This window comes from Aquimonas sp., assembly GCF_044377145.1.
Lineage (GTDB): Bacteria > Pseudomonadota > Gammaproteobacteria > Xanthomonadales > Xanthomonadaceae > Aquimonas.
Genome location: NZ_JBILJQ010000012.1, coordinates 68,659 through 82,629, shown reverse-complemented (window position 1 = coordinate 82,629; position 13,971 = coordinate 68,659). Strand labels below are relative to the sequence as shown.

The 13,971-nt window shown below is 66.0% G+C and carries 15 protein-coding genes; 10 read left to right on the top strand and 5 right to left on the bottom strand.

The window, feature by feature from the left end; all coding sequences use genetic code 11:
* The first annotated feature begins 138 nt into the window (after positions 1-138).
* Entirely contained in the window at positions 139-2,025 is a 1,887-nt protein-coding gene (locus ACIQ7H_RS06035; protein ID WP_395789417.1) for a sialidase family protein, read from the top strand.
* 342 nt (positions 2,026-2,367) lie between these two features.
* Here the strand turns inward: ACIQ7H_RS06035 and fusA are convergent, their stop codons facing one another.
* Both fusA and ACIQ7H_RS06025 read right to left on the bottom strand, forming a co-directional pair.
* Entirely contained in the window at positions 2,368-4,398 is a 2,031-nt protein-coding gene (gene fusA / locus ACIQ7H_RS06030; protein WP_395789415.1) for an elongation factor G, read from the bottom strand.
* A 194-nt stretch (positions 4,399-4,592) separates the two neighbouring features.
* Positions 4,593-5,036, bottom strand: a complete 444-nt coding sequence (locus tag ACIQ7H_RS06025; protein WP_395789413.1) for a PRC-barrel domain-containing protein — start codon at positions 5,034-5,036, stop codon at positions 4,593-4,595.
* A gap of 321 nt (positions 5,037-5,357) precedes the next feature.
* On the opposite strand from ACIQ7H_RS06025, the gene ACIQ7H_RS06020 reads away from it, so the two are divergent.
* The 3 genes from ACIQ7H_RS06020 to ACIQ7H_RS06010 all read left to right on the top strand — a co-directional run bounded on the left by ACIQ7H_RS06020 (position 5,358) and on the right by ACIQ7H_RS06010 (position 7,217).
* A complete protein-coding gene (locus ACIQ7H_RS06020; protein ID WP_395789411.1) occupies positions 5,358-5,720 on the top strand; it encodes a hypothetical protein in 363 nt (120 codons plus the stop codon).
* 106 nt (positions 5,721-5,826) lie between these two features.
* On the top strand, positions 5,827-6,420 hold the full coding sequence (locus tag ACIQ7H_RS06015; protein ID WP_395789409.1) for an HAD family hydrolase: 594 nt from the start codon (positions 5,827-5,829) through the stop codon (positions 6,418-6,420).
* Positions 6,421-6,488: 68 nt separating this feature from the next.
* Positions 6,489-7,217: an rRNA pseudouridine synthase gene (locus ACIQ7H_RS06010; RefSeq protein ID WP_395789407.1), complete on the top strand. Its 729-nt coding sequence runs from the start codon at positions 6,489-6,491 to the stop codon at positions 7,215-7,217.
* A 22-nt stretch (positions 7,218-7,239) separates the two neighbouring features.
* Here ACIQ7H_RS06010 and ACIQ7H_RS06005 read toward each other — a convergent pair whose 3' ends face one another.
* The gene (locus ACIQ7H_RS06005; RefSeq protein WP_395789405.1) at positions 7,240-7,614 is read right to left on the bottom strand and encodes a YajD family HNH nuclease; all 375 of its coding nucleotides are present in this window, start codon (positions 7,612-7,614) and stop codon (positions 7,240-7,242) included.
* Between the two features lie 81 nt (positions 7,615-7,695).
* Positions 7,696-8,214, bottom strand: a complete 519-nt coding sequence (locus ACIQ7H_RS06000; RefSeq protein ID WP_395789403.1) for an acyloxyacyl hydrolase — start codon at positions 8,212-8,214, stop codon at positions 7,696-7,698.
* Positions 8,215-8,458: 244 nt separating this feature from the next.
* Between ACIQ7H_RS06000 and ACIQ7H_RS05995 the strand changes: the two genes are divergently transcribed.
* The 3 genes from ACIQ7H_RS05995 to ACIQ7H_RS05985 all read left to right on the top strand — a co-directional run bounded on the left by ACIQ7H_RS05995 (position 8,459) and on the right by ACIQ7H_RS05985 (position 10,712).
* Complete coding sequence (locus ACIQ7H_RS05995; RefSeq protein ID WP_395789401.1) at positions 8,459-8,896, top strand: hypothetical protein; 438 nt, start codon at positions 8,459-8,461, stop codon at positions 8,894-8,896.
* 352 nt (positions 8,897-9,248) lie between these two features.
* On the top strand, positions 9,249-9,944 hold the full coding sequence (locus tag ACIQ7H_RS05990) for a hypothetical protein (protein ID WP_395789399.1): 696 nt from the start codon (positions 9,249-9,251) through the stop codon (positions 9,942-9,944).
* Between the two features lie 3 nt (positions 9,945-9,947).
* The gene (locus ACIQ7H_RS05985; RefSeq protein WP_395789397.1) at positions 9,948-10,712 is read left to right on the top strand and encodes a hypothetical protein; all 765 of its coding nucleotides are present in this window, start codon (positions 9,948-9,950) and stop codon (positions 10,710-10,712) included.
* 185 nt (positions 10,713-10,897) lie between these two features.
* Here the strand turns inward: ACIQ7H_RS05985 and ACIQ7H_RS05980 are convergent, their stop codons facing one another.
* Positions 10,898-11,101 (bottom strand): YjfB family protein, encoded by a 204-nt coding sequence (locus ACIQ7H_RS05980; protein ID WP_395789396.1) that lies wholly within the window; start codon positions 11,099-11,101, stop codon positions 10,898-10,900.
* A 272-nt stretch (positions 11,102-11,373) separates the two neighbouring features.
* Here ACIQ7H_RS05980 and ACIQ7H_RS05975 point away from each other — a divergent pair, with 272 nt between their 5' ends.
* The 3 genes from ACIQ7H_RS05975 to ACIQ7H_RS05965 are packed head-to-tail and all read left to right on the top strand — an operon-like array spanning position 11,374 to position 13,927.
* Positions 11,374-12,393, top strand: coding sequence for a DUF2157 domain-containing protein (locus ACIQ7H_RS05975; RefSeq protein ID WP_395789394.1), 1,020 nt, complete (start codon positions 11,374-11,376; stop codon positions 12,391-12,393).
* Positions 12,390-13,427, top strand: coding sequence for a DUF4401 domain-containing protein (locus tag ACIQ7H_RS05970; RefSeq protein ID WP_395789392.1), 1,038 nt, complete (start codon positions 12,390-12,392; stop codon positions 13,425-13,427). The genes ACIQ7H_RS05975 and ACIQ7H_RS05970 overlap by 4 nt, the downstream gene beginning before the upstream one ends.
* The gene (locus ACIQ7H_RS05965) at positions 13,424-13,927 is read left to right on the top strand and encodes a GDYXXLXY domain-containing protein (protein ID WP_395789390.1); all 504 of its coding nucleotides are present in this window, start codon (positions 13,424-13,426) and stop codon (positions 13,925-13,927) included. Before ACIQ7H_RS05970 ends, ACIQ7H_RS05965 begins: the two co-directional genes overlap by 4 nt.
* Positions 13,928-13,971: the final 44 nt, after the last annotated feature.

Sequence of the window (13,971 nt, the reverse complement as noted above, 5' to 3'; positions counted from 1 at the left end):
CGTGACCCTGCCCAGTGAACTCGGAAGCAACGAGATCGCAAGCATGAGCGAATCCGCCACTCAGGAGAACGAATGACAGCTATCTGGTGAACAGGCTGTCTCAAAGGGGTTGACGCGTTCCGATTGGATGGTTTCGGAATGCGTTCTTTTTGGTGTGTTTTCGCTTCGATGTTGGTGTTGTCCGCCTGTGCTTCTTCGCCTTCAGCACGGCTTGACTTCGGCCCGCCGGCACTCGCGCCGGTGCCGTTCGGCAAGTACTACCGCGGTGTGCCGGAGCGGGTGCCGCAAAGCCATCTGCCCAGTACCAGCGTGCTGGCCACGACCGAGCTGCGGGTCAGTCGGGCGCGTCTCGATACGCCGGACCCGCTGACGCAGAACTACGAGGTGCAGCTCAAAGTTGTGCCGGCCCGCAACGATCGCCCGGAGGGCCTGTATGCGGTCTGGATGACCGGACGGCAGCAGCCGGATCGCAGCACCTTGACGCGATTGGCGCTCGCCTACAGCACCAACGGGGGACGCAACTTTCAGCCGATCCCAAGCCCATTCAGTGATGTGCCTCGGAGCATCCACTTCGATCCCACGCTGGAATACGACCCCGGCAGCGACAGCCTGCTCGTCAGCAAGATGCTGGACCGGGAGAACTTTGAACGGACCCTGTGGATGGCCAAGAGCCTTCCGGGCTCGCCTGACCGCATCGGTGCTGGCCGCATCGTCGAGCAGCCCTTCTACGTGAGATTGGACAAGGGTTGGCTGGCGGCTGGCACCGATACCCAGGGCCAAGCGGTGATCTATCACACCGATATCAGTGGCGTGCGTGCCAGTCGCGATGGTGGGGAGACCTGGGCGGATCCTCAAAACGTCAACAACGTCCTTAACCTGCTGCAGCCGTTGGTGCTGGCCGATGGCCGCCTGTTCATCAGCTATCTCGGGCGTGCCGGCGACAACTCCGCGCAGGCGCTGTTCGTTGCAGGCGATTCGGAGGCCTCGAGCTCGCTGCGCTTCCCTGCCAGCCTGCACGACTTCGCTGGCAGTTTCACTGAGCTCACGGGATCTGCGGTCGCCGGTGGCTTTCGCGTTGCGCCGGCAGCCGTGGTGGCACAGTCGCCGGTCGATGGCCGCCTGTTCGCGGTTCTGCATGATGTGACCGCACGCCGCGCGGGTGCGCCGCGCGATCTTGATGTCGACGTGTTGCTGCGCGTATCGAGTGACGGCGGCCGCAGCTGGGGCGCCGCGCGCAATCTCAGCGCGGGGCTTGCGGCCTACTCCGACCAGTTCATGCCCTGGCTGGATATCGATGCGGCCGGCGGCTTGCACCTGATCTACTTCGAAACCGGCACGGGCCCGCAGGCGGATGAACGCGAGTCGGTGGATGTGCACCTCTGGTATGCACGCAGCCTGGACGCGGGCGCCAGCTGGCAGCGGACACGGCTGACGCCGGAACCGATCCCGTCGCAGCTGACGTGGTGGGCGCCGAATGGTGTCCTCGGCAGTTCAGGGAACCATCCAGCGTTCCAGTTCATCGGTGACTACATCAGCCTTGTCAGCGGCAGCGATGCCGTGTTTGCCGGGCATCCGGTCTATGAGAACGGCACCCTCGGCATGGCGGTGAGCCGGATCGAACTGTCCACCGCGCCGTCGGCCTCGCCGAGCAATCCGCTGGCCTTGGCAGGGCTGTGGTACGAACCCGCCACGAATGGGCAGGGCTTCCAGATCGACTGGATCGAAGGGGATGTGATGACCGTGGTGTTCTTCGGCCACCGTGATTCCGGCCAGAACCTGTTCCTGACCGGCCTTCACAGCGGGCGGCCGAGCTTCGGCGAGACGCTGCGCATTCCGCTGCAGCAGGTCAGCGGCGGGCGCTTCAATGGCTTGAACCCGGCGGCGATTCAACGCAGCGCGTGGGGCACGCTGGAGTTGCGCTTTGACAGCTGTGGTGCCGCCACCGCAAGGCTGTCAGGGGTCGATGGCGGGCAGAGCCTGACTCTGCAGCGGATTGGCCGCCCGCCGGGCATTGCCTGCCCCTGATCTTCGGGAGCGCAGCCTGAGCGGATCACTGCGGACTGGACCCCTGCGCGGCAGGCGGATCCAGTGCACGCGACGCTGAGTGATCTCGGTCGTTCAGCGGGGTTCCAAACAAACAGGGCGCCAACCGATGCTGATCGCGTCGGTTGGCGCCCTGGGTCAATCAAAGCGCTTGATTGATTACAGCTTGCTGCGCGAGCGGAAGTTGCTGCGCAGGCGGTTTTTGCGACGACGGTTGCGGGCAGCTTTCATGCTGTGGGTCCTTTACGGTGTTGAATGGGGGCGCGATTGTCGCATGGGGCCTGGCCTTGCGCCCGTTCGCGCTCGCATCGATTGCCGGCGGGTTCACTCGTCCTCGTGGCTCCGGTACGCAGACACCAGCTGCTGCTGCAGATTTGGCGGCACCGGCTCATGGTGGCTCAGGCTCAGCGTGTAGCTGGCCTGGCCGCTGGTCAGCGCATTCAGGCGGGTCTGGAAGTTGACCAGCTCGGCCAGCGGCGCCAGGCCCTGCACGCGCAGCTGACCCGGCATGGCGGCGCGAGTGCCGGTGACCTGGCCGCGATGGCTGGCGAGATCGCCACTGACATCGCCGACGCTGTGTTCAGGGGTCAGCACATCGACCTGCACGATGGGCTCCAGCAGGGTCGGGCGCGCGTCGCGCACGGCGGCCTGCAGCGCTTTCCTGGCCGCAGTGACGAAGGCGACTTCCTTGCTGTCGACGCTGTGGTACTTGCCGTCGTAGACGCTGACCTTGATGTCGACCAGTGGATAGCCGGCGATCACGCCCTGGGCGCAGGCCTCGCGCACGCCTTTCTCAACGGCCGGGATCAGCGCACTCGGAATCACCCCACCTTTGACCGCATTGATGAACTCGAACCCGCCCCCGCGCGGCAAGGGCTCGACGCGCAGATAGACCTCGCCGAACTGGCCGGCACCGCCGGTCTGCTTCTTGTGGCGATGATTGCCTTCGGCCGCGGTGCTGATCGTCTCGCGATATGCGATCCGCGGCGGTTCGGTCAGCACCTCGAAGCGGTAGGCCTCACGCAGGCGCTCCAGCAGCACGCGAAGGTGCAGATCACCGAGACCGTAGACCAGCATCTGGCCGGTCTGCGTGCTTTGTTCCAGCAGCAGGCAGGGGTCTTCCTCCACCAGCCGATGCAGCACGTCCCACAGGCGCTGTTCATCGCCGTGGCGGGCCGGGGCGATCGCCAGACCATGCACAGGGGTCGGCAGTTTCAGCGACGCCAGATGCAGATGCGCGTCTTCGGCGGCGTCGTGCAGCACCGCGTCGGTGTGCAGTTCATCGAGCTTGGCGACCACGCAGATCTCGCCGGCGGTGGCCGCGTCGATCGGCAGCTGGGTCTTGCCCTGCAGGGTGAACAGATGCGCCACCCGCACCGGCTTGCGCGCATGGCCGACATAGAGCTGCATGTTCCGGCTGAGCGTGCCCTGGTGCACGCGGACCAGGCCGAGCTTGCCGAGAAAGGGGTCGCTGCGCACCGCGAACACATGCGCCAGCACGTGTTCATTCGGATCGATGCGCACTTCCACCGCCACCGATGTCTCGCCTTCGCTGCGCTCGAACGCGGGCGGATTGGCCTCCAGCGGATTCGGCAGCAGTTTCTCGATACAGCTCAGCAGTTCGGGCACGCCCACGCCTGACTTGGCCGCGGTGAACAGGATCGGCACCAGATGGCCCTCGCGCAGCGCCTGCTCCAGCGGCGCGTGCAGCTCGCTCGCCGGCACATCGCCCTCGTTGAGATAGCGCTCGACGAAGTCAGGGTCCACCTCGACCACTTGTTCAACCAGAGCACGATGTGACTCCGCGACCGAGCCGAAATCGGAGGCACCTGAGCAGGCGAAAAAACAGTCCTGCACGCCGCCGGCATTGGGCAGATTGAGCGGCAGGCACTCGCGGCCGAAGGTGGTCTGGATCTGCTCAAGCAGGGCCGGCAGGTCGATACCCGGGGCATCGATCCGGTTGATCACGATGACCCGATCGCGACCGCGGGCCAGCGCGGTGTCCATCGCCCGTTGCGCCATCAGCTCAATGCCGCGCTGGGCATCGATGACAACCACGGCGGTTTCCACCGCCTCAAGCGCGGGCAGGGAGTGGCCGCTGAAGTCGGGGGCGCCAGGGGTGTCGATCAGATAGACCCGCAGGCCGGCGTGATCGAAGAGCAGCAGGCTTGAACTCAGCGAGTGCTGCATCCGCTTTTCCAGCGGATCGTAGTCGCTGACGGTGTTGCCTTTCTCGACCGTGCCTACCTGCGGAATGGCCCCCGCTGCGTGCAACAGCTGCTCGGCCAGTGTGGTCTTGCCGCTGCCAGCGGCGCCGATCAGGGCGAGGGTGCGGATGCGAGTCAGGTTGGCCATGAGGACTTCCGGAGTGCGGGCACTGCGGCAGTGTAGCGCCGGCACGCATCGACACCGCAATCCTCGCCGAGCGCGAACGCACGGAAACGCGTCGGCGCCGGCGGCGTGGCGTTTGCGTCCGCACACAAAAGCAGCCCAGATCCAGCCCTGCATCCATGCGGGGAAAGATCCGGGCGGCTCCGGGGGACTGTGGATCAGTTGGGGCGGTTGTCGCCGTTGTAGCGGGTGCCGTAGTAGGAATGGATGCCCTGTTCCCAGGCGCTGTCGGCCATGTCGGGCCAGTGGTTCTTGTCGAAGCCCGGCGCGGCTTCGAGCTTGGCGCGGTCTACGTCAAGGGTGAAGCGCTTGTTCTCGGTATCGAGCTTCAAAGCCGCCCACGGCACCGCGAAGAGCTTCTCGCCCATGCCAAGAAAGCCGCCGAACGACAGCACCGCATAGCTGACATGGCCACTACGCATGTCGAGCATGATTTCCTTGATGTCGCCGATGCTCTCAGCCTTGCTGTTGTAGACGTTGTTGCCGATCAGGGTGTTGGCTCCCATCACTTGTGGGCCGGGCCCGTGCACCGTGCTGGGCCCGCTGGTGAATACGGCTTTGTTCTTGTAGATGCCATACGGATCGCGCTGTTCGTAGTTCATTGGACACTCCTCGGGTGGGGCGCGAGCAACGGATCGGTGCCGGCGCGTGGCGGTTGATGGACCGGATCATGTGCGACCGGAACGTATCCGGTCTGTGCGGCGGGGCACCCAGCCTCATCGTGTGTGGACTCTGCTGCGTCAATCAGACGACGCACTGGCCCAACACGAATTCGATTCGGTAGGTGAATGTTCGCTTTCGCACTGACAAGCATCAGCGCTGGCCCCAAGCTCATCACCTGCCGTCGGGTCCGTCTGATCCCCCCTTGTCAGCGGGCACCCCGGTGCATCCCGACGGCACCTTCTCCCACCCAAGGAAGTCCAATGACCCAGGCACCCACCACCCCGCTCAACCCGTCCGACGCGCTCCGTGACGGCGCTGCCGGCAGCTCCGGCCGCAAGCTCGATGGCTTCGACAGCGGTTCGCGAAAGGCGATCGACGCCCTGGTCGATGACGTCGAGAGTGCTCGCGAGCATGTCGGCCCTGCTATCCACGAAGTAGCGGCCAAGGTCGAGACGATGGCCAAGTCCGGCGCGCATGAGGTCAGTGCGCGCGCCTCCGGATTCCGCGATGAATGCGCGGCCTACATCCGCGAACGCCCGCTGCAGTCGATGGGGATGGCAGCCGCCACCGGCGCAGCTTTGATTCTGCTTTCGTCGCTGGCCGGTCGTAGCGGCTCCCGCTGAGGGCTGCTGATCTGAGGTCGGGCGCGCGTCCACACGCTGGTCAATCGGCGTGGCGCGCGCCCGACTGTGTGTTCGCGAACGTGCTTCAGCCACTACCATCGCGCGCATGCATCTCGCCCTGTTCGACTTCGACGGCACCCTAACCACCTGCGAAACCCTGCCGGCCTTCGTCCGCTTTGCGGTGCCGCCCGCCCGTCTGCTGTTCGGCCAGTGCACGCTGGCGCCGCTGGTTTTCGCCTATCGGCGCGGCTGGCTCTCCGGCGTGCGCATTCGCGAGGCGATAGCCCGAGTCGGTTTTTCCGGCATGCCGGCGCAGCGCTATCAGGCGCTCGGTCAGGCCTTCGCGCGGGACTACCTGCCTGGCGTGCTGCTGGAGCAGGGCATGCAGCGCCTGCAATGGCACCGTGCGCGCGGTGATCGCGTGGTGGTGGTGTCCGGCGGCTGGGATGTGTACCTGCGGCCCTGGTGTGAATCGCAGGGTCTGGAGCTGCTGTGTTCGCGGCTTGAGGCGCGCGCCGATCGCCTGAGCGGCCGTTTCGAAGGCGCGCAGTGCGTTGCTGCGGAGAAGGCGCGGCGGGTGCGCGAGCGCTACCGGCTGTCCGAATACCGATCGGTATTCGCCTATGGCGACACCCCTGAGGACCTTGAGCTGCTGGCCTTGGCCGACACCCGCTTCTACCGCTGGCAGCAGATGCGCTGAGACACCTCCGAGCTCGGCAATGCGCGCCAAGGCTTACACTGCGCGGCCCCGTCCGCAGCGAAGCCCTGATGTCCGAGCCTGTCCGTCTGTCCAAACGCGTCATCGAGCTTACCGGCTGCTCGCGTGCGCAGGCCGAGCGCTATGTCGAAGGCGGGCAGGTCACGGTGGATGGCGAGGTCATCGACCGGCCGGAGTTTCCGATCACCGATCAACGGGTTGAGCTGAACCCCGAGGCTGAGGCCGTGCCGGTGGAGCCGGCGACGCTGCTGCTGCACAAGCCGGCGGGCATGTCGACCTTTGCCACCGAGAGCGTCGCCGGTGCACTGGGTCTGGTCACCGCCGAGTCGCGCTGGGCTGAGGATCCCAGCGAAGTGCGTCATCTGCGCCGGCATCTGGGCCGATTGACACCGGTGCTGCCGCTGGAGAGCCGCGCGAGTGGTCTGCAGATGCTAACCCAGGACGGGCGCCTGGTTCATCGGATGCGCGAAGAGGGCAACCGCATCGAGCAGGAATTCATCGTCGAGGTCAGCGGCAGCATCGCCATGTATGGCCTGCACAAGCTTGGTCATGGCGTCAGCTTCGACGGGCGCGTGCTGCCGCCCTGCAAGGTGAGTTGGCAGAACGAAACCCGGCTGCGCTTCGCGATCAAGGGTGTGCGCGACGGCCAGCTGGCGTCGATGTGCGAGCAGGTTGGGCTGAAGCTGGTCTCGGCCCGACGGATCCGGATCGGACGGGTGCCGCTGGCGAAGATGCCGGAAGGGCAGTGGCGCTACTTGCCGTTCGGCGAGCGCATCTGATCTGGCGATCTGACGCGAATGTTCAGTCGCGTTTCAACAGTGATTTGAGATTGGCGAACGGATTGCTGGTCGCCGCGGCCTGACGCTCCTCAGCCGCCTGAGCGCTGACGCCCGTGTGGTCGACGTAGCGCGAGTGCTCGTTGTCGTGGCAGTACAGGCACAGCAGCTCCCAGTTGCTGCCGTCGGCCGGATTGTCGTCGTGGTTGTGATTGCGGTGATGCACCGTCAACTCGCTCAAGTTGGCGCGGGTGAACTCGCGCGCGCAGCGGCCGCAGATCCACGGGTACATGCCCAGTGCGCGTTCGCGATAGCCGGTGGCCCGCTGGTCAGCTTCGCGGCGGGCATTGGCGACGATGCGGTCGAGGGCGGCGTTGTTGGGCTGCTTGGGGCTGTTCATCGGCGGGCAGGTAGTCGTGGTGACCGGCAGCGTAGCAGAGCGTCCAGCGTGCGTTGAGCCCATGCGCCAACGTGTCCCGCATCAGAAGCGGAAGCCGATCGCGATGTAGCTCTCGCCGCGGTTGGGTGAGCGCAGCCCGGCGTTCGACAGGTGCCCAAGCCCAAGCTCGGCGGCGCGCCGCAGGCGGATGCCGAGGTGGCTGTGGAACTGGTAGCCGCTGCTGAGGCTGACTGTGGTGTGGCTGACGGCGGCCAGTCCGGAGGCGAGGCTGAAACGGCCGAGTTGATAGCCGAGCTGCAGCGAAACGAAGTTGACCCGCTCGCGGCTGCCGGGCTCGGAATCACTGCGTCCCGCGATGCTGCCCAGCGACGCGGCGACGAAGTCGAGTCCAAGCGGCAGCCTGGCCTGCGGGCGGCGGTGGGTGAGCAGGGCGAACTGCGTGTTCGGCGTTTTCGGAACATCGCTGATGCCCAGCTGGATCGAGGTTTCAGGTTCGCTCAGTTCCGCCGCCTGCCCGGGCAGCGGCGGCAATGCGAGCAGAGCCGCGAGGAGGGCTCCCGCGATCGGAGCGGTGGGGAGCAAGGCGCGATTTCGCTTCATTTGTCTTCCGTGTGAGGGGCGCATCCATTGGCAACTCGCGCCCGTTCCGCTATCTGGAGGCCAGAGCTAGGGATTTCCAGCATAGGCAGCACGGTGGGGATCATCTATCCAACTTCGTGCATCAGTCCGTTGCCTCAGACAGACAGTGATGCGGCCGCGCGCGCTCGACTGCGTGGGCAGGTGGGCTGGCGTCGCCGCGGGTGCGCGGACGAGAATGGCGGCTCTTTTCGAGGAGCCCGAGCCCATGCCATTCATTCGTTCCGCCGCCGCCCTCAGCTTGCTGCTCGGCATCGTCGCCGCGCCGGCCGTACACGGCAGCGAGATCGACTGCGAGATGCGTTTCGATCTGTCCAGCTGGTCGGTGTTCTACAAACGTTCGACTGGTAACGGCACGATCAGCTGCAACAACGGGCAATCGATGCGGGTGCGCCTGGAAGCGCGCGGCGGCGGCATCTCGTTCGGCCGCTCGCGGATCGAGAACGGGGTCGGCGAGTTCTCGGGCGTAAACGATATCGGCGAGCTGCTGGGCGCCTACGCCAGCGCCGAGGCGCATGCCGGTGCAGGGCGTTCGGCCAAGGGCCAGGTGGTGACCAAGGGCGAGGTTTCGCTGGCGCTGAGCGGCACCGGGAAGGGCTGGGACGTCGGCATCGCCTTCGGCAGCCTGGTGATCAGCGCACGCTGAACCGGGGTGACCGACTCGCACTAACGCAGCAATCGGCATCATTGCAGAGACTGGGTTTGCAGCCGGTCTTCAGAAGGCTCATGCCTCCTTTCAGGCTCAGCGAAGTGGGCGTCGCTAGCGCACAAATCCAAGCTGAACGGCACCGAAGCGCCGCTATTGTCTGCCCAGAAGTTGGGGCTGGTGGAGGGGGCGATGCTTGTGCAAACTCCGGACGCCGGCTGTGCGGCCATTCGTTCAGGGCTTGACTATGACGCTTCAGCATTTCTTGCTTGCAACCATCGTGTCGGCCACCGCAGCTTCGTCCTCGTTGGCACTCGCGTCCGAGCGATCAGCGGCGCCGCAGGCGGATTGCATGGACGCCCGCATTGCCGAGCGAGTCTATGTCGTCTCTCCTTGGCAACTGGTGGTCGCTTTGCAGGATGACCAGCGTTTTCGCATCGAACTCGGCGAGGCCTGCCCGGCGGTCACCCAGCCCGATGTGAAGATTCAACTGTTGGCGCCGGATGGCTGGGCCTGTGGGGCCGGCGACGAGGTAGTCCAAGTGTCAGGTGCCGATACGGCTGGCAGCGCCGTGTGCAGCGTCGCGGCGCTTGCGCCGGTCGATCGCCGCGAGTTCGCTCGGCTTGCGCGCGAAGCCAGTCGCAACGGCAGTGCAGGGGATGCAGTCACCCTTGCACCGGTTGAGGTGGTGGCACGGCGCCCGCGCGGATTCCGCGGCACCACCGATTTCTGCTTTGCCTCCCGCCACGTGCGCGGTTGGCATGAGGACGGTGACGGCCTGGTTGTGGACGTCTCGCCGCTGCGCTCGGGCGGCAACACGCGCTATCGCATCGAGCTTGCGTCGAGCTGCATCGAGCTTGGCGCAGCCGAGGACATCGTGCTTCGCTCGGGCGTTGGCAACGGCCTGATCTGTGGTCACACCGGCGATCAAGTGGTGGCGCAGGCGCGGCCGGTGACCGGGGCTCTGGTCAGCATGCTCGACAGTGTCCCGGCAACGCAGGCATCGGGCTGCCAGATTCGCGAGGTCTATCCGTTGAAGCGGAGCTGAGCGATGCGCAGCCGTCTTGTCATCTGCGCTATCGGTGCGCTGAGCCTGGGTTCAGGGCTCGCGCTGGCCACCGAGCGCTCGGCCGCACCCTCGGAGGATTGCCTCGACGCGCGTTTGGTTGAACGCTTCCATGTGCCCTCCGCCTGGCAGCTGGCGGTGGCGACCCGCCACGGCCATCGCTATCGCATCGAGCTCGCCGAGGCGTGTCCCGCCGCAGTCGCCGAAGCCGCGGAACTGACTCTGCTGGCCCGTGATGGGTGGGTTTGCGGCGAAGGGTCATTTCTTCGCGTGGAGGGTGTCGAAGGCATGTGCCCGATCGCCGCGCTGGCACCGGCAGATGGGCGCGAGTTTGCGCGCTTGGCGCGCGATGCGGGCGCGCTGCAGCAGCTCGATACCGTCGAAGTGAAGCGGCGACGGCCCGCGGGCTTCAAGGGCAGCGAAGATTTCTGCTTCGCATCACGGCGGGTACGGTCGTGGTCGGAAGTGGGGCAGGGCCTGGTGATCGAGGTCACCGGCCGGGGGGCTGGCGGAAACACGCGCTACCGGGTTGAACTCGACAGCACCTGCAACGAACTTGGTCGCTTCCAGGACATCGATTTCCGCTCAGGCGCCAACAACGGATTGATCTGCGGCAACGTCGGCGATGCGGTGGTCATCCTGCCATCCGATCGCGCCGGTCTGGCGCGACAAGCGCCGTCATATATGGGCCTGCAGTGCACGATCCGCGAGGTGTATCCGCTTGCCGTGGCCCGAGCCGGCGCGCCCTAAGCGTCGAGATTCGTACCTGGCGGACAGTCGCTGCGAGTCGCTTTGCGTGGCTGGCGAAGCGCGACGACGAGTCACAGCAGCGCTGTGGCGAGGAGGAGCAACGCTGACAGCCGCGAAAAGACACCGCAGAAGCGTTCGATCAAGTGCGAAGCACTGCCCCGGGGGCTTCGGCGCCGCCGGCGCGCTCAGGCAAACGTGTCGAGTCGGGTGCCGCGCATCTCGAGTGCGTCACCGCCTGCGGTGGGTGGGACCGCGGCGAGCAGTTGCAGGGCGGTGCTGCCTTCCATATCCATCGCCTTTTTCAGGACGGCCGTCGCGACCGCAACTCGCAGGCTGTTCTGAGAGTTCGTGCTGGCGATCTGGACGATGTTGGCGCTGAGACTGTCCATGGCGGCTGTCCTGTAACGAAGCTGGGTGTCCGGAGCGGATGTATCTCACAGCCGCTGGCTCGATATTGCGCGCGCCGTCCGGTTTTCGCGGGTTTCGCGCTGACTCGCGATGATCCGCCCGTATTCGTTGACCGACAAGCCCGCGTGTCCCCAGCGGCTGTTCGCACGCGCCGACAAATTCCTCGACTGCGGGCGGAGCCTCGCGCTTGCACCCCCCGAGGTCGGCGAACACACTCCGCTTTCACGCAATTCGCGTCGTTACGAACCCGCACATGCCAGCCCATGGCCTCGCACGATCCGAACTCGATGACCTCGCGCGCCTTGCGAAGCTTGATTCTGCCGCCTGTGAGCGACTGTTGGTACTGGCGGACGCGCGGCCCTCGGCCGAGGAATGGCGCAGCGCACTGATCGATTTCGCGCGCCTCGGCGGCACGCTTGCAATTGGCGCCGGCGCGATCTTCTTCATCGCTGCGAATTGGTCGGCACTGACACCGCCCGGTCGGATCGCTTTGTTCCAGAGCCTGTTCGCTCTGTGCATCGGTTTCGCGCTGTGGCGGCCGGCGCCGGACTTGCTTGGCCGCGCGGCTCTTCTGCTGGCTCTTTTGGGCGTGGGCGGGCTGTTCGCGCTGTTCGGGCAGACTTACCAGACTGGTGCCGATGTCTACGAGTTGTTTCTGCTCTGGGCCGTGCTGGGCTTGCCATTTGCCTTGGCGGCGCGCTGGGCAGCAGTCAGCGCCACGTGGCTGTTGGTAGTGAACATCGCGCTCGCCCTGCTGTGCGGCGTGGTGCCGAGTCAGCATCCGCTGTGGGCCGCTTTGAATCTGGCTGAGAGCAGCCTGGCCCTGCGCTTGAGTCTGGCGATGCTGCCCAACCTGCTGCTGTGGGGGCTGGCCGAATGGCAGGCTCGACGCGTGTTTACGGATCACGCCTGGTTGCCGCGCTGGCTGCGTCAGCTGCTGCTGCTGACCGGCCTGGGCTACGGCACCTTGGCGGTCAGCTGGGCGATTCTGGAATGGACCTCTGTCAGTGCCTGGGCGCTGCTGCTGTTTGCTGCCGCGGTGGCTGTCGTCAGCACGGACACCTGGGTGCGCAAGCGCGAGGCGCTGCCGCTGGTGGCGCTCGCGGCCTGCCTGATCGTGATTGGGCTGGCTGCGCTGGGCAAGTGGATCGGCAGTTCCGGATCAGATGAAGCCATGCTTTGGCTGTTACCGCTGTGGGTGATTGCAGCCTCCAGTGTCAGCGCTTGGGTGCTGGTGCCGCTGGCACGACGCTGGGAGGCGGGAAGCGAATGAGCACAGATCAGCTCGGCACGGATAGGCTCAGTGCCCACCGGGCCAGTAGCCGAGTCGCCCAACTGTGGCAGCGGCTGCGCAGCGAGGGGTTGCTGAGCGGTGAGCCACCGCAGCAACAGCCGAGTGCGCCCTGGTATCTCGGGCTGATGCTCGGTGTCGCCGCCTGGTTTGCCGGCGTACTGGCCATGCTGGCGTGCGTGTTGACCTGGAGCTTGAGCGGTGGCGACGAATTCGCAGTGCTCGCCGTGCTCTGGATCAGCCCGGGCCTGATGTTGTTGCGAATGCAGAACTTTGGGGTGTTTGCCCATCAGCTCGGTTTGGCCTTGCTGATCGCTGGCGAGATCGCTGCAGCGGTGGCATTGGCCACGTGGCTGGACGAGCCGCAGCCCACCCTGCTGGCAGGCGGCGTGCTGTGTGCGGTGCTTGCGGTGCTGGCGGCGCGGCCGGCGGCACGTGTGCTGAACGTGCTTGCGGCCTGCGCCTGTTGGGTGTTGTTTCTGCGCTGGAGCCTGACTGGTGAACCCTGGGCCTGGCGCGAAGCAGCAACGCCCGCGCTGGCGCCGACCCTGTTGACCTGGGCGCTGGCCTGGCTGCCGATGCTGGCCGCACTGGGGCTGCTGGTCCGCTCTGAAGCGCAATGGATGGGCCGCGCGCAGGCCCCTTTTCTGCGCGCCGTACTGCTCGGCCTGATGCTCGCCCTCGCGTTCGCCACGCCCTTGTCCGATCCCTTGGCCGGGCTGCTTGGGGTGCAGGAAAGCGACGGCAGGCGCAATTGGCTGGCGCTGTGGCCCTTGCTGTCGCTGTTCGCGGCCGGCGCGGCCGCCGCGGTCGCCGCGGTCGCCTTGCAGCAGCGGATGCGAGTGATGGTGGCGGTATGTCTGTTCGGTCTGTTGCTGCATCTTGCGAACTTCTACTACGCACTCGGCGTCAGCCTGCTGGCGAAATCGCTGCTGATGGTGGTGATGGGCGCAGGCTTGTTGATCGCCGCGCATCTGCAGTCGAAGCGTCTGCAGGTGAACGGAGCAGGCGCATGAGCGGCCGCCGCTGGACAGTGCTGGGCGCGCTGTTGGTGTTGCTGGCGTTCAACTGGGCCTGGTTCGGCAAGGCACAGATCGTTGACAGCGGCGCACAGGTGTTCGTCGCCCTGGCGCCGGTCGATCCGCGCTCCCTGTTGCAGGGCGATTTCATGGCGCTGCGCTTCGGGCTCAGCGAGGAGATCGAGGCCGCACGCTCCGTGGCGACGGCGCCGAGCGATCCGCAGGGTGCCGCGTTCGAGGGCGCATTCGGGCGTGCCCCGGTGCGGTTGGATGCGCGTGGCGTGGTCAGCCTCGACTGGACCAACCCCGCGCCAGCGTTGGCCCTGCGCTATCGCCTGCGTGACGGTCGCGTGTGGCTGGGAACCAATGCTTTTTTCTTCGCGGAGGGCGAGGTCGAGCGCTATCGGAATGCGCGCTTCGGCATTTTTCGGGTGGATGCCGATAGCGGCGAAGCGGTGCTGGTCGGCCTCGCAGACGCCGATCTGGCGCCACTGTAGGTACGCAAGGCGCGCTGCTCTGAACGCTTGAGTGGCAGGCTCGG